Annotated in this window: 22 protein-coding genes; 13 read left to right on the forward strand and 9 right to left on the reverse strand. The window is 39.5% G+C overall.

What is annotated here, in order from left to right; genetic code table 11:
- Window positions 1-11 precede the first annotated feature (11 nt).
- Together frdC and frdD are read left to right on the forward strand one after the other, a co-directional pair.
- Window positions 12-407 (forward strand): fumarate reductase subunit FrdC, encoded by a 396-nt coding sequence (frdC, locus tag P3L44_RS17340; RefSeq protein WP_109911650.1) that lies wholly within the window; start codon window positions 12-14, stop codon window positions 405-407.
- Between the two features lie 15 nt (window positions 408-422).
- On the forward strand, window positions 423-776 hold the full coding sequence (gene frdD, locus P3L44_RS17345; RefSeq protein WP_004258620.1) for a fumarate reductase subunit FrdD: 354 nt from the start codon (window positions 423-425) through the stop codon (window positions 774-776).
- Between the two features lie 63 nt (window positions 777-839).
- Here the strand turns inward: frdD and tetR are convergent, their stop codons facing one another.
- Window positions 840-1,439, reverse strand: coding sequence for a tetracycline resistance transcriptional repressor TetR (gene tetR, locus P3L44_RS17350; RefSeq protein ID WP_117162571.1), 600 nt, complete (start codon window positions 1,437-1,439; stop codon window positions 840-842).
- Between the two features lie 81 nt (window positions 1,440-1,520).
- Here tetR and tet point away from each other — a divergent pair, with 81 nt between their 5' ends.
- Together tet and P3L44_RS17360 are read left to right on the forward strand one after the other, a co-directional pair.
- The gene (tet, locus tag P3L44_RS17355; RefSeq protein WP_196723502.1) at window positions 1,521-2,717 is read left to right on the forward strand and encodes a Tet(A)/Tet(B)/Tet(C) family tetracycline efflux MFS transporter; all 1,197 of its coding nucleotides are present in this window, start codon (window positions 1,521-1,523) and stop codon (window positions 2,715-2,717) included.
- A 77-nt stretch (window positions 2,718-2,794) separates the two neighbouring features.
- Window positions 2,795-3,376: a TetR/AcrR family transcriptional regulator gene (locus P3L44_RS17360; RefSeq protein ID WP_272661564.1), complete on the forward strand. Its 582-nt coding sequence runs from the start codon at window positions 2,795-2,797 to the stop codon at window positions 3,374-3,376.
- 166 nt (window positions 3,377-3,542) lie between these two features.
- Here the strand turns inward: P3L44_RS17360 and P3L44_RS17365 are convergent, their stop codons facing one another.
- Together P3L44_RS17365 and P3L44_RS17370 are read right to left on the reverse strand one after the other, a co-directional pair.
- The gene (locus P3L44_RS17365; RefSeq protein WP_272661563.1) at window positions 3,543-4,727 is read right to left on the reverse strand and encodes an MFS transporter; all 1,185 of its coding nucleotides are present in this window, start codon (window positions 4,725-4,727) and stop codon (window positions 3,543-3,545) included.
- Window positions 4,728-4,790: 63 nt separating this feature from the next.
- Window positions 4,791-5,564 (reverse strand): hypothetical protein, encoded by a 774-nt coding sequence (locus tag P3L44_RS17370; protein ID WP_210850348.1) that lies wholly within the window; start codon window positions 5,562-5,564, stop codon window positions 4,791-4,793.
- A gap of 177 nt (window positions 5,565-5,741) precedes the next feature.
- Between P3L44_RS17370 and P3L44_RS17375 the strand changes: the two genes are divergently transcribed.
- Entirely contained in the window at window positions 5,742-5,951 is a 210-nt protein-coding gene (locus P3L44_RS17375; protein ID WP_004908101.1) for a helix-turn-helix domain-containing protein, read from the forward strand.
- Window positions 5,952-6,062: 111 nt separating this feature from the next.
- On the opposite strand, the gene sugE is transcribed toward P3L44_RS17375, so the two are convergent.
- On the reverse strand, window positions 6,063-6,377 hold the full coding sequence (gene sugE, locus P3L44_RS17380; protein WP_123382250.1) for a quaternary ammonium compound efflux SMR transporter SugE: 315 nt from the start codon (window positions 6,375-6,377) through the stop codon (window positions 6,063-6,065).
- Between the two features lie 269 nt (window positions 6,378-6,646).
- Between sugE and P3L44_RS17385 the strand changes: the two genes are divergently transcribed.
- The 3 genes from P3L44_RS17385 (at window position 6,647) to P3L44_RS17395 (ending at window position 10,436) form a co-directional block, all read left to right on the forward strand.
- Complete coding sequence (locus P3L44_RS17385) at window positions 6,647-7,555, forward strand: EamA family transporter (protein WP_272661562.1); 909 nt, start codon at window positions 6,647-6,649, stop codon at window positions 7,553-7,555.
- Between the two features lie 341 nt (window positions 7,556-7,896).
- A complete protein-coding gene (gene cstA / locus P3L44_RS17390) occupies window positions 7,897-9,990 on the forward strand; it encodes a pyruvate/proton symporter CstA (RefSeq protein WP_094961461.1) in 2,094 nt (697 codons plus the stop codon).
- 248 nt (window positions 9,991-10,238) lie between these two features.
- Entirely contained in the window at window positions 10,239-10,436 is a 198-nt protein-coding gene (locus P3L44_RS17395; protein ID WP_004258665.1) for a YbdD/YjiX family protein, read from the forward strand.
- Window positions 10,437-10,516: 80 nt separating this feature from the next.
- On the opposite strand, the gene efp is transcribed toward P3L44_RS17395, so the two are convergent.
- A complete protein-coding gene (gene efp / locus P3L44_RS17400; RefSeq protein WP_004258667.1) occupies window positions 10,517-11,083 on the reverse strand; it encodes an elongation factor P in 567 nt (188 codons plus the stop codon).
- A 43-nt stretch (window positions 11,084-11,126) separates the two neighbouring features.
- Here efp and epmB point away from each other — a divergent pair, with 43 nt between their 5' ends.
- Window positions 11,127-12,155: an EF-P beta-lysylation protein EpmB gene (gene epmB / locus P3L44_RS17405; protein WP_272661561.1), complete on the forward strand. Its 1,029-nt coding sequence runs from the start codon at window positions 11,127-11,129 to the stop codon at window positions 12,153-12,155.
- A 44-nt stretch (window positions 12,156-12,199) separates the two neighbouring features.
- Here the strand turns inward: epmB and P3L44_RS17410 are convergent, their stop codons facing one another.
- The 4 genes from P3L44_RS17410 to P3L44_RS17425 all read right to left on the reverse strand — a co-directional run bounded on the left by P3L44_RS17410 (window position 12,200) and on the right by P3L44_RS17425 (window position 15,631).
- Window positions 12,200-12,544 (reverse strand): DUF4156 domain-containing protein, encoded by a 345-nt coding sequence (locus P3L44_RS17410; protein WP_004908089.1) that lies wholly within the window; start codon window positions 12,542-12,544, stop codon window positions 12,200-12,202.
- A gap of 419 nt (window positions 12,545-12,963) precedes the next feature.
- Complete coding sequence (groL, locus tag P3L44_RS17415; protein WP_004258673.1) at window positions 12,964-14,607, reverse strand: chaperonin GroEL; 1,644 nt, start codon at window positions 14,605-14,607, stop codon at window positions 12,964-12,966.
- Window positions 14,608-14,658: 51 nt separating this feature from the next.
- Window positions 14,659-14,952: a co-chaperone GroES gene (locus P3L44_RS17420; RefSeq protein WP_004908085.1), complete on the reverse strand. Its 294-nt coding sequence runs from the start codon at window positions 14,950-14,952 to the stop codon at window positions 14,659-14,661.
- 163 nt (window positions 14,953-15,115) lie between these two features.
- Window positions 15,116-15,631, reverse strand: a complete 516-nt coding sequence (locus P3L44_RS17425; RefSeq protein WP_096864374.1) for an FxsA family protein — start codon at window positions 15,629-15,631, stop codon at window positions 15,116-15,118.
- Between the two features lie 436 nt (window positions 15,632-16,067).
- Between P3L44_RS17425 and aspA the strand changes: the two genes are divergently transcribed.
- The 4 genes from aspA (at window position 16,068) to dicD (ending at window position 20,682) form a co-directional block, all read left to right on the forward strand.
- Entirely contained in the window at window positions 16,068-17,492 is a 1,425-nt protein-coding gene (gene aspA / locus P3L44_RS17430; protein ID WP_004258700.1) for an aspartate ammonia-lyase, read from the forward strand.
- Window positions 17,493-17,636: 144 nt separating this feature from the next.
- Window positions 17,637-18,959, forward strand: coding sequence for an anaerobic C4-dicarboxylate transporter (locus tag P3L44_RS17435; protein WP_004258703.1), 1,323 nt, complete (start codon window positions 17,637-17,639; stop codon window positions 18,957-18,959).
- A 636-nt stretch (window positions 18,960-19,595) separates the two neighbouring features.
- Window positions 19,596-19,889: a helix-turn-helix domain-containing protein gene (locus P3L44_RS17440; protein WP_272661560.1), complete on the forward strand. Its 294-nt coding sequence runs from the start codon at window positions 19,596-19,598 to the stop codon at window positions 19,887-19,889.
- 220 nt (window positions 19,890-20,109) lie between these two features.
- Window positions 20,110-20,682: a division control transcriptional repressor DicD gene (gene dicD / locus P3L44_RS17445; protein ID WP_410480066.1), complete on the forward strand. Its 573-nt coding sequence runs from the start codon at window positions 20,110-20,112 to the stop codon at window positions 20,680-20,682.
- Window position 20,683 lies beyond the last annotated feature (1 nt).

The raw sequence follows: 20,683 nt of genomic DNA on the forward strand, positions 1-20,683 counted from the left end.
GAATTGAAGTCATGACTACGAAACGTAAACCCTATGTCAGAGAAATGAAGGGTGATTGGTGGCAAAAGCTGGGTTTTTACCGCTTTTACATCATGCGTGAAAGTACCTCCGTCCTTCAGGTCTGGTTCAGTATTTTAGTCCTGTATGGGGTATTTGCGCTGAAAAGCGGTCCAGAATCATGGGCTGGCTTTGTTGGGTTCTTAAGCAACCCAATCATTCTTATCATTAACATTATTACTTTGGCGGCAACATTATTGCACACCACAACGTGGTTCAAACTTGCACCAAAAGCCGTCAGTATTATTGTAAAAGATAAGAAAATGTCTGAGGAGCCTATCGTTAAAGGCTTCTGGGCTCTTACGATTGTTGTTACGGCAGCAATCTTAGCAATCGCATTGTTATTTTAATCTAAGGAGAATCTGATGAATCTAACGCCTAAACGTTCCGATGAGCCGATTTTCTGGGGGTTATTTGGTGCAGGTGGTATGTGGAGTGCTGTAATTGGCCCTGCAATCATCATTCTGTTAGGAATTTTAATTCCTCTCGGTGTGGCACCAGAAATGCTGAGCTATGAGCGCATTATGGCATTTAGCCAAAGCTTTATCGGCCGCGTTTTCTTATTACTGATGATTATTTTGCCAGTTTGGTGTGGTATGCACCGTATCCACCATACGCTGCACGACTTTAAAATCCATGTCCCTGCGACAAAATGGGTTTTCTACGGTGGCTCAGCAATCATTAGTGTAATTGCAATTATTGGTGTATTTACTCTGTAAATAATGCAATCACACATTATTTTAATAAAAGGTATGACAGCACATTGTCATACCTTTTCTTTTTTAGGGCTTAAAGCCTCGAATAAGTGATTCTAAACCAAACAAAAATGCTTCTGTTCCATCATCATTATCCATGATTTGAATAGCTTCTTTTAATAACAATGGCATCGCTCCGTCTTGTTCAACATCTCTCTCACCCATTGCTGCCAAATGTTCTTGCTGCTCAAGTACTGAACCTAATGTAAAGTGCCCCACTGCACTCACTGCGTAAAGGCCACTTTTTAATGAAAAACCGCTATCAATCATAAACTGCAATTGTTTTTCCACCGTGGCGTATTGCTCTGCACTAGGCCGCGTGCCTAAATGTACCTTTGCCCCATCACGGTAACTAAGTAAGGCTCGACGAAAACTTAGTGCATTATGGCGCAAGAACTCCTGCCACGTTTCACCTTCAACAGGTAATGGATGGTCATGATGTCGTTTTAACATTTCAACCGATAATGCATCCAACAATGTGCGCTTGTTCTTTACATGCCAATACAGTGTGGGTTGCTCAACCCCGAGCTTTTGAGCCAATTTTCGCGTTGTCAGTCCTTCCATTCCCACTTCATTCAGCAAATCTAGTGCAGCCGTAATAATGGTTTCTTTATCCAATCTTGCCATCGCTTTCCCCTTAATTTTCTATTGACACTCTATCACTGATAGGGATACATTCCAAATCTATCAATGATAGAGAAATGAATAATGAATAAATTTGCGATCACTGCATTAACGATCACCGCCCTTGATGCTATGGGGATCGGTTTGATCATGCCTGTTTTACCTGCCTTACTCCGCGAGTATGTGACGCTAGAAAACTTGGCAAATCATTACGGTATCTTGCTGGCTTTGTACTCCATCATGCAGGTATTTTTTGCCCCAATATTGGGCAGATGGTCTGATAAATTCGGTCGCAAGCCTATTTTGTTGATCTCCCTTGCAGGAGCCGTACTGGACTACAGTTTATTGGCTTTATCGAGCTCACTTTGGATGCTGTATTTAGGCCGTTTAATTTCAGGGATCACTGGCGCAACAGGCGCCGTAGCGGCTTCTGTTATTGCCGACAACACTGCCCCACAAGAACGCACTAAGTGGTTTGGGCGATTAGGCGCAGCATTTGGCGTGGGGTTAATCGCCGGCCCTGCGATTGGGGGCTTTGCAGGGCAATTTTCCCCACATTTACCTTTTGTTATTGCGGCTATTTTGAATGCGTGCTCTTTTGTCGTGATCTGGCTTATTTTTAAAAATAAAAATGCCATACAGAATGATCAAAATGAAACTGTAGAGCTGTCAGTTCCCTTCATACAGCTGATAAAACCCGTTATTTTGCTACTTTTTGTCTTTTTTATGGCACAGTTAATTGGTCAGATCCCTGCAACAACCTGGGTGCTATTTACCGAAAATCGCTTCCAATGGAATAGTGTGCAAGTTGGGTTATCTTTGGCTGGCTTAGGCGTTATGCATACCCTATTCCAAGCTTTTGTTGCTGGCGCCATTGCCAAAAAATTCAATGAAAAGGTAACAATCATTGTCGGCTTTGTCGCAGACGGAAGCGCATTTATTATTTTGTCATTACTCACCGAAGGTTGGATGATTTACCCTACATTAATCTTACTCGCCGGTGGTAGTATTGCATTACCAGCACTACAAGGGTTGATGTCAGCTCACGTCAATCACGCTAATCAAGGTAAATTACAAGGAGTATTAGTGAGTTTAACCAATGCCACAGGGGTAATTGGCCCATTACTATTTAGCGTTATTTTTGGCCAAACATTGCTGATATGGGACGGCTGGGTGTGGATGATTGGGGCTATGCTTTATGCGTTACTTATCGTCATTTATTTACTTTTTTGTGCTAAAAAAGCTTTAGAAACAAAAGAAATAAAACTATCGGCAGGCTAAATGTTAGGGTAACTCATTTAAATGCTATGATGCCTGAATAACCTTTGTTGTGAAAAGAACATTAAGAGAAAAACTCAATGACAACACCACCTAAAAAGCCAAGAACGAAACCTGCGGAAGAAAGGTTAGATGACCTGATGAATGCAGCGGAAAAACTCTTTCTTTCCAAAGGGTTTGTCAATACAACTGTCAGTGAAATTGTCATCGTTGCCGATGTCGCAAAAGGTACTTTTTATCACTACTTCCAATCCAAAAATGACATTATGGAAGCCTTACGCACACGCTACATGGACTGGTATTTAGGCTACATTCAATCTGCTTTAGATTCACAAAAAAGTGCCACTGCCAAGCTGAAATCGTGGTGTGAAAATAGCGTCAAATACTATGTTGAAAAACAAAATATTCACGACATGCTATTTCATGACGAATACCACGGCCGCAGTAATGATCATGAAACCCGTGCAGTTGAACAAATTAAAGCTATTCTAGCTTTCGGTGAACAAAACAAAGCGTGGCCAGAATTACCCCAAGAATTGATAGCGACAATGATTTACCACTCCATGCATGCTGCTGTTGATAATTTAGCTAATAGCACCGAGTATAATCAACAGACTCTGGGCGAAATCCTATACCAACGTTTTAGCCAGTTGATCAAGTAACACTTTTCATTGTTAGTACTTCTTATTGCTACTTTTTATCCGCAAAACATTTGTATAGCTAATAGAGCAGACATCTTATATTTTATTACTGCCATTCTACCTACTGTAGACCTATCATTTATGAAGATTTAATCCCCCTAAGGGGGGGATTAAATCATGACTGACACTAAACAGGATTTGGTTTTGGCAACCAAGTCGAAATAAAGTAAGAAAGCCCACAACCCGCAATAAATAACCCAACATAGCCTAAGTTAAAATGACTTAAATAACTAACAATCAGAGGGGTGATCCCACCGATAGATGCAGCTGCAGTGTTATAACCCACTCCTAATATTGTTGCCTGCCCATTAGATTTATCCATCAGCACTGCTGATAAATTACACAATATCATCGCTGAGTATGCGGACATAACAACTTGAGTAAAAAAGACTAGAAGCAAACTATCTATTTGTAATAAAAAATAAAGTGGCGCTGAAAACAACACCATCCCTTTAACGCCCATATCAAAAACAGATTTAGCCGAACTATACTTGTCTGTTAGCCAACCGCATATCATCATAAAAACTAGCAATAAACCGGATGAAAATATTTCATAATAATTTTTTATCTCATCTATCTTTAATTGTTGAATAATTAGTGAGGTTGACAAACTTTGAGAGTAAAAAGTGACAGTACCTGGAATGGTAAATAAGAACACCCAAAATACATGATACCAACTAAATATCGCTTTTTTATCTAACTCATTTTTATAATTAGGTAATTTAGCTCTAAACCAAAAGCTAATAAAAATATTAACCAAACCAATTAACAATGGAATTCTCCATCCAATTGACTGCATAGTATCTTCAGATAACGTATTCTTTAGTATGAAAACGATAGCTAATGATGCAATGACTCCACACAAAGAACTACCAACAATAATTGACGAAACTCTAGATCGAATATTTCCATCTAAATCCTTAAATAAATATGTAATTAGAGAAGGAAATTCACCTGCGAAGCTAAAAGAAAGAGCCAATTGTAAAATTAATATCACTAATGGCGTATAGTTCCCTAATAATTCAATGGGTAACAGTGCCATCATTAATGTTGCCGTACCGGTTATCAAGCTTGTTAATACTAGGGCTGACTTTTTTCCTACCGTATCAGCATAGCGACCGATAACATATCCGCCTAAAGGGCGTATTAAAAAACGTAATGCAAAGATCCCCCATACCATTTCCGTTGCTTGAGAATACCCTAGTTTAGTTAATTCGGTACTTAGATAAGTAGATATAGCTGCAAAAACTGCAATATCATAGTATTCCAAAGCATTACCAGCAACTGCACCAAATCTAAATTTCCATTTCATTTTGATATTTACATCCATTTAAAAATGATAAAGTATTTTAATTATTTCAATGTACATTTAAATTTAAGGATAGCTTACTAAGGTTTCTAAGCAGGCTAGTGTAATTCCATTTTCCTTTAATGCCATAAATAGACCACTAGAAGAAGCATGTGGACAATCAAGTTTTTCTTTAATTCTTTGAATTCTCTTATGTTCACAAACTTCTGAACAACCTTGTATATAGCTAATTTCTTTTACTTTACAGTGCGATAATAATAACCTAATAGTTACAATCTCTTTTCGGGTAAAACGAATATTTCCAAACCGCATGTATTGATGCACGTCTAAAATTTCAGCTTCTTTTTCATTATTATCCAAATTATTTTCTACCAATAACTCTATATTCTCTCTTAAAGGTAAATAATCATCATTTGATTTCCATATTCCATGTGCATAATCAGCAATTGTTGGACGACACTTATATATTGCGAACATCTCTTTAATTGAAAGTTTTCTTTTTGAATTAATTGAAGTTATTTCATATACACTTCCATATTTGGTACAAAAATCCACCTTCAACTCATTCTTTTTCGTTCTCAATAAAGTTTCCATATAAGCTTTAGAGTAATTATTCCAATATTGTATCCCTGATGATAGCCTCTCACTCATTAGTTTATCTAGATCTGCATCCCAATAGACCAATAACCATTCGTAGTTATTCGAAATAATGTTAACCTTCTTATTACTAACATCAACTCTAGAAAAAGAAAGATCAATATCATTCCAGTCAAAATAATTAGAAAATGTCTCATTCAAGCCAGCACAAGCTTTTTCCAAAATAATATTTTTAACATCCATAATAAATCCCTTTAAGTTTTAAAATAATTAACATCGAGAGATGTATCTTTATCATAGGATGAAAAACATTCAAAGTATTATTTAATTAGACTATTAAATATAGGACTGATAACTTTATATTAATATGAAATAAACATTTAAACTTAATCATTAAATAAACAATAATTGGAGATGAAAATGAAACAAGATTGGCATTCAGCTGATATTATTGCAGCGATAAAGAAAAAAGGTTCTTCTCTTTCACAAATATCACGTTCAGCAGGGTTAAACTCATCAACATTAAATAACGCCTTGTCAAGACGTTGGCCTAAAGGAGAGCGTATTATTGCCGAGTTTTTGGGTGTTGCACCATCTGAAATTTGGCCATCGCGTTATAACGAAAAATAACATAAGAATAGTTTTCTTTATGCCAATAAAATATCAAGAAGATAAAGCGGGTAACTTTCTCTGTCTCCCGCTTATTATTCATTTTTAATTAAATAATAATTAATTTGAAAATTAACTTGATACTTTTAAACCAATTAACCCGGTAATAATCAAAGCAAGGCTTAACAAGCGGAACATATTTGCTGACTCACCAAGGAAAATAATCCCAACAATTGCTGTGCCCACAGCCCCAATCCCCGTCCAAATGGCATAAGCCGTGCCGACCGGTAAATCACGCATGGCGTAGGCTAATAGCCCCATACTCGCAATAATGGCGATAATGGTAATAATACTCGGCGTTAAACGGGTTAAGCCATGGCTATATTTTAGCCCTACAGCCCATACCACTTCTAATAAACCTGCAAATAAAAGGACGATCCAAGCCATGATTGCTTGCTCCCGTTAATTACTCGGGGTCGTCCCCATATTTAAATGACGTTGATTCAGGCCGTCCTGAATACGTATGATGTATGAATACATTATAAATATTCACAGACCCAGACTCAAGCAACGAAAAATAACAAATAAGCGCAAATCAACCATAAAACTTAACCTTTTTATACCGTTTTTTATTATTAAGCATCATAACCATCGCACTCAAAATTATACACATGTAAAGTAGATGTCTAATCTGGCAAGTTCATCGAGAAAATAGCATGAGTCTCAGAGACATCTTACTCGCCCTTTGTGTAGTCGTAATTTGGGGGGTTAACTTCGTTATCATTAAACTCGGCGTTACCGCACTTCCGCCGTTATTATTAGGCGCATTACGTTTCATGTTTGTAGCCTTTCCTGCTATTTTTATTTTCAAGCGCCCCAAAATTCCGTTCAAATTATTGCTTCTCTATGGGCTCACCATCAGCTTTGGTCAATTTGCCTTCTTATTTTGCGCGATTAGAGTGGGGATGCCAGCGGGGATTACCTCTGTTATCTTGCAATCTCAGGCCTTTTTTACCTTATTGCTCGGCGCAATGATTTTAAAAGAATCATTACAACCAACCCATTTTATTGGCATGTTTATCGCGATTGCAGGGCTAACGGTTTTAGCCAATGGCGCCACCGTCGGTGGGCTTGATGATATCCCATTACTCGGATTAGCATTCACTTTAATTGCTGGATTATCATGGGCTTGTGGTAATATCACTAATAGAATTATTATGAAACAGGAAGGCGCAGAGAAATGCAGCGCCCTATCTTTAGTCAGTTGGAGTGCTCTGATCCCAATTATTCCGTTTTTAATTAGTTCATGGATTTTAGAAGGTGAAGAAGCAATTATTGAAGGGCTATCTGGTTTTAATTGGTCGGTCTTTGGTGTCATTATCTATTTAGCTTATTTATCAACATTTGTTGGCTATGGGATCTGGGGTGTCTTACTTGGTCGCTATGAAGCGTGGCGTGTTGCTCCTTTTTCATTGTTAGTTCCCGTCTTCGGTTTAAGCAGTAGTGCATTATTTCTTGATGAGCACATTAATGGCGTACAAGTTGCTGGCCTTGTTTTAATCATGTTTGGCCTAATTACTACACTTTTTGGCAAAAAAATAATTCAAAAATTAAGACATACCTAGTTAACCAATTAATAATCGGAGGTTTTTTAACTTCCGATTATTTGCCCTACCTTTACCCATCCCCTCATCGGTAAAAACACATCAACAGTCATTAATTTCAAAATAAATAATAAATCAAGATAAAAAACCAATTCAATAGACAACCACTAGTTCAAAACCAAATAAAATCCAATAAATAATCCTAAATTAGTGATACTGGCTACAATTATGAAATTTATCTCAAATTTCAATTGGGTGTATCGGTTTAGCTACTTTTTCTTTGACTTAAGTATGGTTATACCTTTCTCAGTTTTACTTAAACAAATAACAAAAAGTAATCAACTGAACAGATGGGGATGGCTATGGGTAAACAATTAATATGGATTGTGCTCGCATTACTTGGTGCTTTTTCACTGGGTTACATCGCCTTAAATCGAGGTGAACAGATTAATGCCCTGTGGATCGTTGTTGCAGCCGTGTGTATTTATCTGATTGCATACCGATATTATGGGCTTTTTATTGCTAAAAAAGTACTCCAAGTTGATGCAACTCGTATGACACCAGCAATTCGTCATAACGATGGCTTAGACTACGTACCAACAGATAAAAAAGTATTATTTGGCCACCACTTTGCCGCTATCGCAGGTGCTGGCCCACTTGTCGGCCCTGTACTTGCGGCACAGATGGGGTATTTACCAGGCATGCTTTGGCTACTTGCCGGGGTTGTGCTAGCAGGGGCCGTACAAGACTTTATGGTGTTGTTTGTTTCAACACGTCGAGACGGCCGTTCACTGGGTGAATTAGTTAAAGAAGAAATGGGTAATACGGCAGGGGTTCTGGCTTTAATTGCTTGTTTTATGATTATGGTGATTATCTTAGCCGTACTCGCTATGATTGTCGTAAAAGCCCTCACGCATAGCCCATGGGGAACTTACACCGTTGCCTTTACTATTCCATTGGCGATTTTTATGGGTATTTATACCCGTTATATACGGCCAGGACGCATTGGTGAAGTCTCTATTATAGGGTTAGTTTTCCTCGTATTTGCAATTATCTCTGGGGGTTGGGTCGCTGAAAGCGAAACTTGGGCACCTTATTTTGACTATACTGGTGTTCAACTCACTTGGATGCTAGTGGGATATGGCTTTGTTGCCGCTGTACTTCCTGTTTGGCTGCTACTTGCCCCACGAGACTACCTATCAACCTTCTTAAAAATCGGTACTATTATTGGTTTGGCAATTGGTATTTTAATCCTCAATCCAAATCTACAAATGCCATCGCTGACCAAATATATTGATGGTACAGGCCCGGTTTGGGCAGGTGACTTGTTTCCATTCTTATTTATTACCATTGCTTGCGGTGCCGTTTCTGGCTTCCACGCACTGATATCATCGGGTACCACACCCAAAATGTTGGCGAATGAAAACCAAGCTTGCTTTATCGGCTATGGTGGCATGTTGATGGAATCTTTTGTAGCTATCATGGCGTTAGTCGCCGCTTGTGTGATTGACCCGGGTGTTTATTTCGCCATGAATAGCCCCATGGCAATGTTAGCTCCCGCAGGTACACAAGATGTAGTCGCTTCTGCTGCCCAAGTCGTCAGTAGCTGGGGCTTCCAGATCACCCCTGAACAGCTTAACAGCATTGCTAATGATGTGGGTGAAACCAGTATTATTTCACGTGCCGGAGGTGCTCCAACACTGGCTGTTGGGATGGCGTATATTCTCCACGGTGCCCTTGGCGGTCTAATGAATGTCGCCTTCTGGTATCACTTTGCCATCCTATTTGAAGCGTTGTTCATTTTAACCGCGGTGGATGCAGGAACTCGAGCGGCACGCTTTATGCTGCAAGATTTACTGGGTGTGGTTTCTCCATCCTTGAAACGTACCGATTCGTTACCCGCAAACTTGATAGCAACCGCGCTATGTGTGCTGGCTTGGGGTTATTTTCTTCACCAAGGTGTTGTCGACCCACTTGGCGGTATTAACACCTTATGGCCATTGTTTGGTATCGCGAACCAAATGTTAGCGGGTATGGCATTAATGCTGTGTGCTGTGGTACTGTTTAAAATGAAGCGCCAAAGATATGCATGGGTCGCTTTAGTCCCAACTGCATGGTTGTTAATCTGTACGATGACTGCAGGCTGGGAGAAAACGTTCAGTGAAGATGCCCGTGTTGGTTTCTTAGCTGTCGCAAATAAATTCCAAGCAATGATTGATAGCGGTAATATTCCAGTTCAATATACGGAATCTCAATTAACTCAGTTAATTTTCAATAACCGCTTAGATGCAGGATTAACTATTTTCTTTATGATTGTTGTGGTATTGCTAGCTCTATTCTCCATTCGCACTGCGTTGAAGGCATTAAAATCCGACCAACCAACAGCGAATGAAGTACCATACGAAGCCATGCCAGCCAACTATGAAGAAATCGTGGCAAATACACGCCATCATTGATTTTCGCGGAAAAGCTTGTCACTGTTTAGGACATATACTCTTTCTCCAAAATAATTCACGTTGGAGCAAGGCGGCAAAGAAGATAATCCCTAGGAGCATACTCCAGTATGTGACTAGGGTTAGCGAATGAAGCCAACGCAGCAATAGCGTGAAGTATGAAGGAGAAACTAGGAGCATACATAACAGTATGTGACTTGGGTAGCCGAGAGCAGCCAACACCGCTACAACACAAAGTATGACGAGGATTTATGTTTGGAGAACTGGGAAAAGCAGCCCGCTACCTAGGCCAAGCGGCAAAAATGATGGTCGGCGTCCCCGATTACGACAACTACGTCGCTCATATGCAAAAAACGCACCCTGACCAAACTCCCATGACCTATGAAGAGTTTTTTAAAGAGCGCCAAGATGCACGTTACGGTGGTAAAGGTGGGTTTAAGTGCTGTTAGGCCTTAAAAAATAGACAAAAAAAGCCGTGGCATTCCGACCACGGCTTTTTATTTTTAACGATTCAGTATAGGATCAACCGTTATTTTACGCGTGAAACATACTCGCCAGAACGAGTATCAACACGGATCACTTCACCGATCTGAACAAACAGAGGAACCTTAACCACTGCGCCAGTGCTCAGTGTTGCAGGTTTACCACCTGTACCTGCGGTATCACCTTTCAGGCCAGGGTCAGTATCAGTAATTTCTAACTCAACAAAGTTAGGTGGAGTGACCGCGATAGGACGGCCGTCCCACAGTGTTAAAATACATTCTGCTTGGTCAACTAACCATTTCGCGTTATCGCCAACGGTTTTTTCGTCCGCTGCTAACTGTTCGAAAGTTTCGTTGTTCATGAAATGCCAGAACTCACCGTCGTTGTACAGGTAAGTTAAGTTCATATCCATGACATCTGCACCTTCAACAGAGTCAGTAGACTTAAATGTTTTTTCCAACAGTTTGTTAGAAATCAGTTTACGGATACGCACACGTGCGAACGCTTGACCTTTACCCGGTTTGACGAATTCACTTTCTAAAACGACACAAGGCTCGCCATCTAACATGATTTTAAGACCTGAGCGGAATTCATTGGTACTATAAGTAGCCATGGTGATCCTCTAATTTATAAACTAAAAATGGCATAGCCAAAAAATGGTCGATATTGTAACTCAAAATACCTCATCCAGAGAAGTCTGGATACAACAACTTGCAGAAGCAATCACTAATCCAGATGAATTGCTGCAAATACTTAACCTAGAAAATCACCTTTTATCAAAAGAAGGCAGTGAGGCACGTAAACTATTTCCTTTACGCGTTCCAATGCCCTTTATTTCACGTATGAAGAAAGGCGATCCACTAGATCCTCTGTTATTGCAGGTATTAACCGCAAAAGCAGAGTTTGATATACATCCAGGTTTTTCTACTGACCCACTAGAAGAGCAGGATAATGAAATTCCAAGTTTACTGCATAAATACCACAACCGCGCATTACTGCTGGTAAAAGGTGGCTGTGCAGTCAACTGTCGCTACTGTTTTCGCCGGCATTTTCCTTATGAAGACAACAAAGGAAATAAAAATAACTGGTTGATGGCTGTGGATTATATAAAAAACCACACCGAACTCAATGAAATCATCTTCTCAGGTGGTGATCCATTGATGGCAAAAGACCATGAACTCGATTGGCTTATCAGCCAATTAGAGGCGATCCCACATATAAAACGCCTTAGAATTCATACTCGTTTGCCTGTAGTGATACCAGAACGTATCACTGAAACTCTCTGTCAACGCCTTGCTAGCTCAAGGTTACAAGTAATTATGGTGACACACGTTAACCACGCTAACGAAATCGACGAGTCATTCACCAATGCTATGCAAAAACTAAAGTTATCAGGTGTGACATTATTAAACCAAAGCGTATTGCTGCGCCAAGTTAATGACAACGTGACAGCTCTGATGAATTTAAGTAATGCTCTGTTTGATGCAGGTATTTTACCTTATTACTTACATGTATTAGATAAAGTCCAAGGTGCCGCTCACTTTTTAGTGAGTGATACTGAAGCTAGACAATTAATACAGCAATTATTGAGTAAAGTCTCAGGGTACCTTGTACCTAAGCTCGCTCGGGAAATTGGGGGAGAGCCAAGTAAAACACTGCTTGACCTTAATTTAAGGCAGAACTAGAAAGCAAAACGCCCAAATCATCATTTGGGCGCTATGAATTCATTTTAGGGGCACTTATAAACTTGGCCAACCATTTTGCTATCTAATGGAATGAAGCTAGATAACACAGTTTCACTTGGACTTGATGCACCAAAAATCACGTTACCGCCCATTGCCGCGGCTTTATTACGTAAATCATTTGCTGCGCTGCGCATTGAGCTAGATTCATTATTCACACCACTCAACCAGTTGCTTTGAGTCCCTGCAACCTGACCGAGAAGTTGGCAATCACTTCCTGGTTGATTCTCAACAAAACGAACTTGTGAGCCTGCCGCAGTCAAATTAGTTGTTGTTGAACAACCTGCTAAAAGCAATAATGCAGCAGCACCAAGCAAGACTTTAATTCGCATGTTTTCCCTCATTTTTTCATTGTGTTTTTGCAGCTGGTTTGAAAATCGCTTTAGTTTCAATAATCTATTAATTGAAATATCTAGGAGGTGATTAACATACAGCGCCATAATTGCCGCACATCACCAGCCGAATAGAGTTTACCACAAATTAACCAAGAACCTGCTCTATTCTTTACTAATTCAAACCATTTACCTTACGTTAAATATAACCTGTGAAGCAACATTGAGGCAAAAATAAATCGTATAACGCATTAATTGTACATCGTTTCGAGGTATTACATTCATCAATAATTAATGGTTATATATTTATTAAAAACCAATAAAAAACCGGCACCGCTAGGAACACTAACGATACCGGTTTTGTGGTGGGTAGCCCTAACTGAGTTAGTGACTACTTAAGCTTGATGTCGCCAGCTGGCTTACATCATACCGCCCATTCCACCCATGCCGCCCATACCAGCAGCACCTAAGTCAGGTGCGTCTGATTTTGGCAGTTCAGTGATCATCGCTTCAGTGGTGATCATCAGACCTGCGATAGACGCTGCGAATTGCAAAGCAGAACGCGTTACTTTAGTTGGGTCTAAGATACCCATGTCGATCATGTCGCCGTAAGTATCAGTCGCCGCGTTGTAACCTTCGTTACCTTTTGCTGCTTTCACGTTGTTAACAACAACGGAGGCTTCTTCACCTGCGTTAGTAACGATTTGACGCATTGGCGCTTCCATCGCACGCAGAGCAACACGAATACCTACGTTTTGTTCTTCGTTTTCACCAGTCAGTGCTTCCAGTTTCGCTGCAACGCGAACCAGTGCAGTACCACCACCAGCAACAACACCTTCTTCAACCGCTGCGCGAGTTGCATGCAGAGCATCGTCAACACGAGCACGTTTCTCTTTCATTTCAACTTCAGTTGCTGCGCCCACTTTAATAACAGCAACACCGCCTGCTAATTTAGCAACGCGCTCTTGCAGTTTTTCACGGTCGTAGTCAGAAGAAGATTCTTCGATTTGTTGACGAATTTGTGCAACACGGCCCGCAATCGCAGATTCTTCACCCACACCATCAATGATAGTGGTAGTGTCTTTGTTAATAACAATACGTTTTGCTTGACCTAAATCTTCTAATGTCGCTTTTTCTAACTCCATACCGATCTCTTCAGAGATAACAGTACCGTTAGTCAGAATTGCGATATCTTGCAGCATGGCTTTACGACGGTCACCGAAGCCCGGTGCTTTAACCGCTGCAACTTTAACAATACCACGCATGGTGTTAACAACCAGAGTTGCCAGTGCTTCACCTTCAACATCTTCAGCGATGATTAACAGTGGTTTGCTTGCTTTAGCAACGCCTTCTAATACTGGCAGTAATTCACGGATGTTAGAGACTTTTTTGTCAACTAACAGGATGAATGGGTTTTCTAACTCAACAGCACCTGTTTCTGGTTTATTGATGAAGTAAGGAGACAAGTAACCGCGGTCAAATTGCATACCTTCAACCACATCCAGCTCGTCTTCCAGACCAGTACCTTCTTCAACCGTGATAACGCCTTCTTTACCGACTTTATCCATAGCTTCTGCAATTAATTTACCCACGGTTTCGTCGGAGTTTGCAGAAATAGTACCAACCTGTGCGATTGATTTAGTGTCTGAACAAGGAACAGACAAGGCTTTCAGTTCTTCAACTGCAGCAACAACTGCTTTATCGATACCGCGTTTCAGGTCCATTGGGTTCATACCCGCAGCAACCGCTTTTAAGCCTTCAGTAATGATAGCTTGAGCCAGTACAGTTGCAGTTGTTGTACCGTCACCTGCAGCGTCGTTAGCTTTAGAAGCAACTTCTTTCACCATTTGAGCGCCCATGTTTTCGAATTTGTCTTCTAATTCGATTTCACGTGCAACTGAAACACCATCTTTGGTGATAACTGGTGAACCAAAAGATTTATCTAAAACTACGTTACGGCCTTTAGGACCTAAAGTAACTTTTACTGCGTCTGCCAGAACATTCACACCACGAAGCATTTTCGTACGTGCATCACTACCAAATTTAACGTCTTTAGCTGCCATTATCTCTTTCCTTCAAATTCTTTTCGTTCGTTGAGAAGTTTTAAGTGAAAATTACGCTTCAACAATTGCCAGAATGTCACTTTCGGACATAATCAGAACTTCTTCATTGTCGATTTTTTCAGCTTTCACGCCATAACCATCGTTAAAAATTACGATATCGCCAACTTTCACATCCAGTGCTTTGATTTCACCATTTTCGAGGATGCGGCCGTTGCCAACAGCAAGAACTTCACCACGAGTTGATTTGCTTGCAGCAGTACCCGTCAGAACGATCCCGCCGGCAGATTTTGATTCAACTTCTTTACGCTTAACGATAACACGGTCATGCAATGGACGAATTTTCATTAATAGTTCTCCTATAAATAAAGTCCATACTAGGTAAAAGGACGATACCAGCATGTCTTAAATAAACTAGTACCATGTTTGAGCAGATTGGGGCGAAGAAGAGGGACTTCAAGGGGGGAGATAAAAAATTTTTCATTTTTATCTCCCCATAAAGAGGGTGGTTTTATGGTTTAGGGCGATCGTCTTTATCTGATGAATCTGTTTTATCTGAATTATCGATTGTAAAAGAAGGATCATCTTGCTTACGTTGGAATTCCCCCTCAAAAGTATCGCCACGTTGAAAGCCGCTATTTCCTGTTTGGTTAAAACCTGAACCCGGCTGGTAAAAACGAATATGAGGAATTAAGCGCATTACAATAAGCTTTTGAATTGGCGGAAGTAACAATAGTAAGCCAATAAAATCTGTAAAGAACCCCGGCACAATCAACAAGAAGCCCGCTAAAACCAATGCAACGCTCTTGATCATTTCAGCTGCTGGGCTTTCACCCGATGCTAACTTTTGTTGGATTTGTAGTACATTTTTCATGCCTTGATTTTTAACGAGTGACACACCTAAACAAGATGTCAAAACGACCAAAATTAGCGTCATTAAAACACCAACTTCGGATGCAACCCGCACAAAAATCACGGATTCAATGTAAACGAGAATACATATCAGAATGAGTGGTAACCAGCGCACAAGTTCTCCTTTATTTCAATAAGCTATCGATTATTTTACGCCCCTAGGGAAACCTTTGTGAACTGCATCTAAGAGACAACTATCAATATTCGCTTTTTTCTTTAGTATAGCCATAATAATTGGGGCAGAGATAACGCTTTTCAACTCACAGATTTTTTTCATTAATGATACTTATCTGTGATGAATGTCACACAACGTGAAATCTGTTGCATAAATCAAACTATATAGTGATCTAGGTTCAAGGCAATAGATGATTAAAAGCATATCATCTACCCATAAATCAGTAGATCATAATGCTGACAACGTAGTAGACGGTGTTAATTGCTTGTAAAGTTTTACTTTGCAATATTAATCACCTGTGAATTTTGTTTTACGAAGTATAGATTTTTAAAGCGCATAAACGGACAGTAACTGTAATCTAATTAAGAAGGTTCTCATGTCAAACAATACTCGTATCGAAGAAGACCTGTTAGGTAAAAAAGAAGTTCCAGCTGATGCCTATTATGGTGTTCATACTCTGCGTGCGATTGAAAACTTTTATATCAGCGACCGCACTATTAACGATGTCCCAGAATTTATCCGCGGCATGGTTATGGTAAAAAAAGCGGCAGCTTTAGCCAACAAAGAACTGAAAACTATTCCTCGTAATATCGCAGAGACTATAATCAAAGCCTGTGACGTTGTGTTGAATGAAGGCAAATGCATGGATCAGTTCCCTGTTGACGTATTCCAAGGTGGTGCGGGCACATCACTGAACATGAATACCAATGAAGTACTGGCGAATATCGGTTTAGAGCTGATGGGTCACAAAAAAGGGGAATATGAATTCCTCAACCCAAATGATCACCTGAACAAAAGTCAATCCACTAACGATGCTTACCCTACTGGGTTCCGTATCGCAGTGTATAACTCAGTACTGAAGTTAATTGAATCTGTTGAATACCTGAGAAAAGGCTTTGAAGCTAAAGCTGAAGAATACAAAGACATTCTGAAAATGGGCCGTACCCAGTTGCAGGATGCTGTTCCAATGACCGTCGGCCAAGAATTCCATGCTTTCGCTACTCTCTTAAAAGAAGAAGAGAAAAACTTAAAACGCAGCATCGAATTACTGCTCGAAGTTAACTTAGGCGCTACTGCTATCGGTACAGGCTTGAATACTGCACCTGGTTACTCAGAGCTTGCCGTTAAAAAATTAGCTGAAGTGACTGGTTTACCATGCGTTCCTGCAGAAGACTTAATCGAAGCAACCTCTGACTGCGGCGCTTACATCACAGTTCACGCGGGCTTAAAACGTCTGGCGATGAAACTGTCTAAAATTTGTAACGACTTACGTCTGTTATCTTCCGGTCCTCGTGCAGGTCTGAAAGAAATCAATTTACCTGAGTTACAAGCTGGTTCTTCTATCATGCCAGCAAAAGTTAACCCTGTAATTCCTGAAGTTGTTAACCAAGCTTGTTTCAAAGTTATTGGTAACGATATCTGCGTAACAATGGCTGCTGAAGCGGGTCAATTGCAATTAAACGTAATGGAACCAGCGATTGGCCAAGCGATGTTCGAATCCATCTCTTTAATGAGCAACGCATGTCGTAATCTGCAAGAAAAATGCATTAGCGGCATTACAGTAAACAAAGAAATCTGTGAAGCGTTTGTATTTAACTCCATCGGTATCGTCACTTACTTAAACCCATTTATTGGCCACCATAATGGTGACATCGTGGGTAAAATTTGTGCTGAAACCGGTAAGAGCGTCCGCGAAGTTGTTTTAGAACGCGGTTTACTGACTGAAGCTGAACTGGATGATATTTTCTCTATTGAGAACTTAAAACACCCAGCTTATAAAGCAAAACGCTTTGATGACTAAAAATTTATGTTTATCATAAATAACACTTAAAAATAAAGGCACGCCTCTCAATAGAAAGCGTGCCTTTTTTGATTGATACACACACAAATAATTAACATAACAGTTTCATAATTTTAATTTTCATTTTGTCGAGGAGTAAACACTATGTTAGCCGTAGAATTTATTATTGTTCTGCTGGCCATCTTTTTGGGGGCCCGTTTAGGTGGGATAGGTATCGGCTTCGCCGGTGGCCTTGGGGTACTGGTACTCGCTGCTATTGGCGTAAAACCAGGAACCATTCCATTTGACGTTATCTCAATCATCATGGCTGTTATTGCCGCTATCTCTGCAATGCAAATTGCTGGAGGTCTGGACTATTTAGTTGCCCAAACCGAAAAATTACTGCGCCGCAATCCTAAATACATCACCATTCTTGCACCCATTGTTACCTACTTCCTGACACTTTTCGCAGGGACAGGTAATATCTCTTTAGCAACACTGCCTGTTATTGCAGAAGTTGCAAAAGAGCAAGGCGTAAAACCGTGCCGTCCATTATCAACTGCGGTTGTTGCTGCTCAGATAGGTATTACAGCATCACCAATTTCTGCTGCGGTGGTTTACATGGCATCCGTCATGGAAAACCCTGCAATGGTTGGTGCAGGTAACACAGTCAGTTACATCTCTCTCTTAAGTGTTCTATTACCTGCGACATTCCTTGCTATCATTTTGATGTCGTTCATCATCTCTTGGACTTTTAACTCTAAATTATCCGATGACCCTATCTACCAAAAACGTTTAGCTGAAGGTTTAGTTGAACTGCGTGGTAGCCAAGTAAAAGAAATCAAAGCCGGTGCTAAGTCTTCTGTACTGCTGTTCTTACTTGGGGTTGTTGGCGTTGTCTGTTATGCCATCATTAACAGCCCAAGCTTAGGGATTGTCGAAACCCCATTAATGAACACCACAAATGCTATTTTGATTATCATGCTGACTGTAGCGACATTAATCACTATTTTCTGTCGTGTTAATACTGATGCAATCTTGAACTCAAGTACCTTTAAAGCAGGTATGAGCGCATGTATTTGTATTTTAGGTGTTGCTTGGTTAGGTGATACTTTCGTACAGCATAACATTGACTGGATCAAAGAAACTGCCGGTGATTTAATCCATGAGCACTCTTGGATGTTAGCGGTAATTTTCTTCTTCTGCTCTGCTTTACTATACTCACAAGCTGCAACAGCAAAAGCATTGATGCCTATGGCATTAGCGCTGAATGTAAGCCCATTAACGGCTATCGCATCATTCTCTGCGGTTTCTGGTCTATTTATTCTGCCTACTTACCCAACTCTGGTTGCAGCAGTACAAATGGATGATACAGGGACAACACGTATTGGCCGATTTGTCTTTAACCATCCATTCTTTATTCCAGGTACCATCGCTGTCGCATTAGCTGTTTCATTCGGCTTTTTATTCGGCGGTATGATCCTATAGTTTATATTAGTATCAATTAATATTATAAAGACCCGTGCAAATCGCACGGGTTTTCTATGCCTACATATAACATATTATTTTTGTTATTCTATACAAAGTCACGGAGGAAATTATAAAAATATAATAATCATTCAGATAAAAAACTAAGCCATTTATTAAAAATATATTGAACTCGGTTGTTAATAATTAAATTAAAATCAGAAATAAGTATTTTTCTAACAATATATCTATATTAATACTCTACATATAAGTGTAACAAACAATGACTATAATCATATAATGACAAGCTGCTTCATTCATTTCTTCAAAATCACAAATAGAAATATAAATTCAAAAATAAAGTAAAAATAAATAACCATCAAAATAAATCACTAATAAAACAAAAGCAGACAAATAATAACACTAAAAAACCCCTCACCACACACGAATTGAGAGTACCAAAGATAGAAATCATCTATCAAAAATTTAAAATCAATCCGCCATAAATATTGGTAATAATTAACTGACCTTTGTTTAATAATATCCGAAAAGTCTGATAATTATCTTTTAATCACTCTAAGTGACACAAATTAAACATCACGAAACTTTAATAGAAAAATAACTTATTTGTTCAATAGTTATATATTTGGAGGAGTAATGCTAAATACTCAAAGAAATGAAAATACAAATGTAACCGTTTATATTGGAAGCTTTTTAAAACACCGTAGAAAAGTGGTGGGCTTAACTGGCTCACAATTAGCTTCTCGTTTAAAAATTAGCCAACAACAAGTTTCTCGTTATGAAAGAGGTAAAAATGCGATTACGATCCAAGGTCTTTTAGATATTTTACAAGCTCTCGAATTACGAACACATGACATTGATGATTTTATGAAAAAAGTCTTTCAGTATTACTATATCGATGCAGCGTTAGAAGCTAAATTGATCAATTAAAGCCCGATATAAACCCATGAAGTTCGTTCCAGGGGGGTTCTTCCCCCTCCTGTGTGCTTAAAACTCCCCACTTTAAAATACCCATTCAATTTCTTATTTGATTTTATTTCACCTCAGAAACGGCGCCTCATGATAGCACTGCAAACCGCTATAATTCACAATTGAACATTGTTATGATGGAGAAAAATCAGACATTATTGTGATGGAGTTAACAATGCCTATCCAACGTGAAATTATTTTAAGTCATGCGTTAAATCAATTGGAAATTCAAGGGTTATCCGCATCTACAGAGAATTTACTCAGTGAAATTGAATCTGATTTCTCTACTATTCGCCAGTTCTGGCCAGACGATGAAGCTCTTATTTATGATTGCTTACGTTATCATAGCCAGCAAATCGAAGTATGGCAGCGACAAACCTTGCTAGATGAATCCCTAAGCCCACAGCAAAAATTAATGGCTCGCTACCAACAATTATCAGAAAAAGTTAGCCAAGGGCGTTTCCCTGGCTGTTTATTTATTTCTGCATGTAATTATTACCCAGATGCAGAGCACCCTATCCACCAATTAAGTCGCTTGCAAAAAGATAATTCGTTTCACTTCACTAAAAACCTATTAGAAAAGCTAGATATTGAAGACTCTGTATTGGTTGCTAACCAAATGGAACTAGTACTTGAAGGCTGTTTAAACCGTTTATTAGTACAAAGAGACATTCAAGATGTCGAGATTGCACAACACCTTTCTGAGGATATCCTAACAATCGCACTATGCCGTAAAAAAGGAGCGTTAAGTTAAA

This window comes from Providencia sp. PROV175 (assembly GCF_032707045.1).
Lineage (GTDB): Bacteria > Pseudomonadota > Gammaproteobacteria > Enterobacterales > Enterobacteriaceae > Providencia > Providencia hangzhouensis.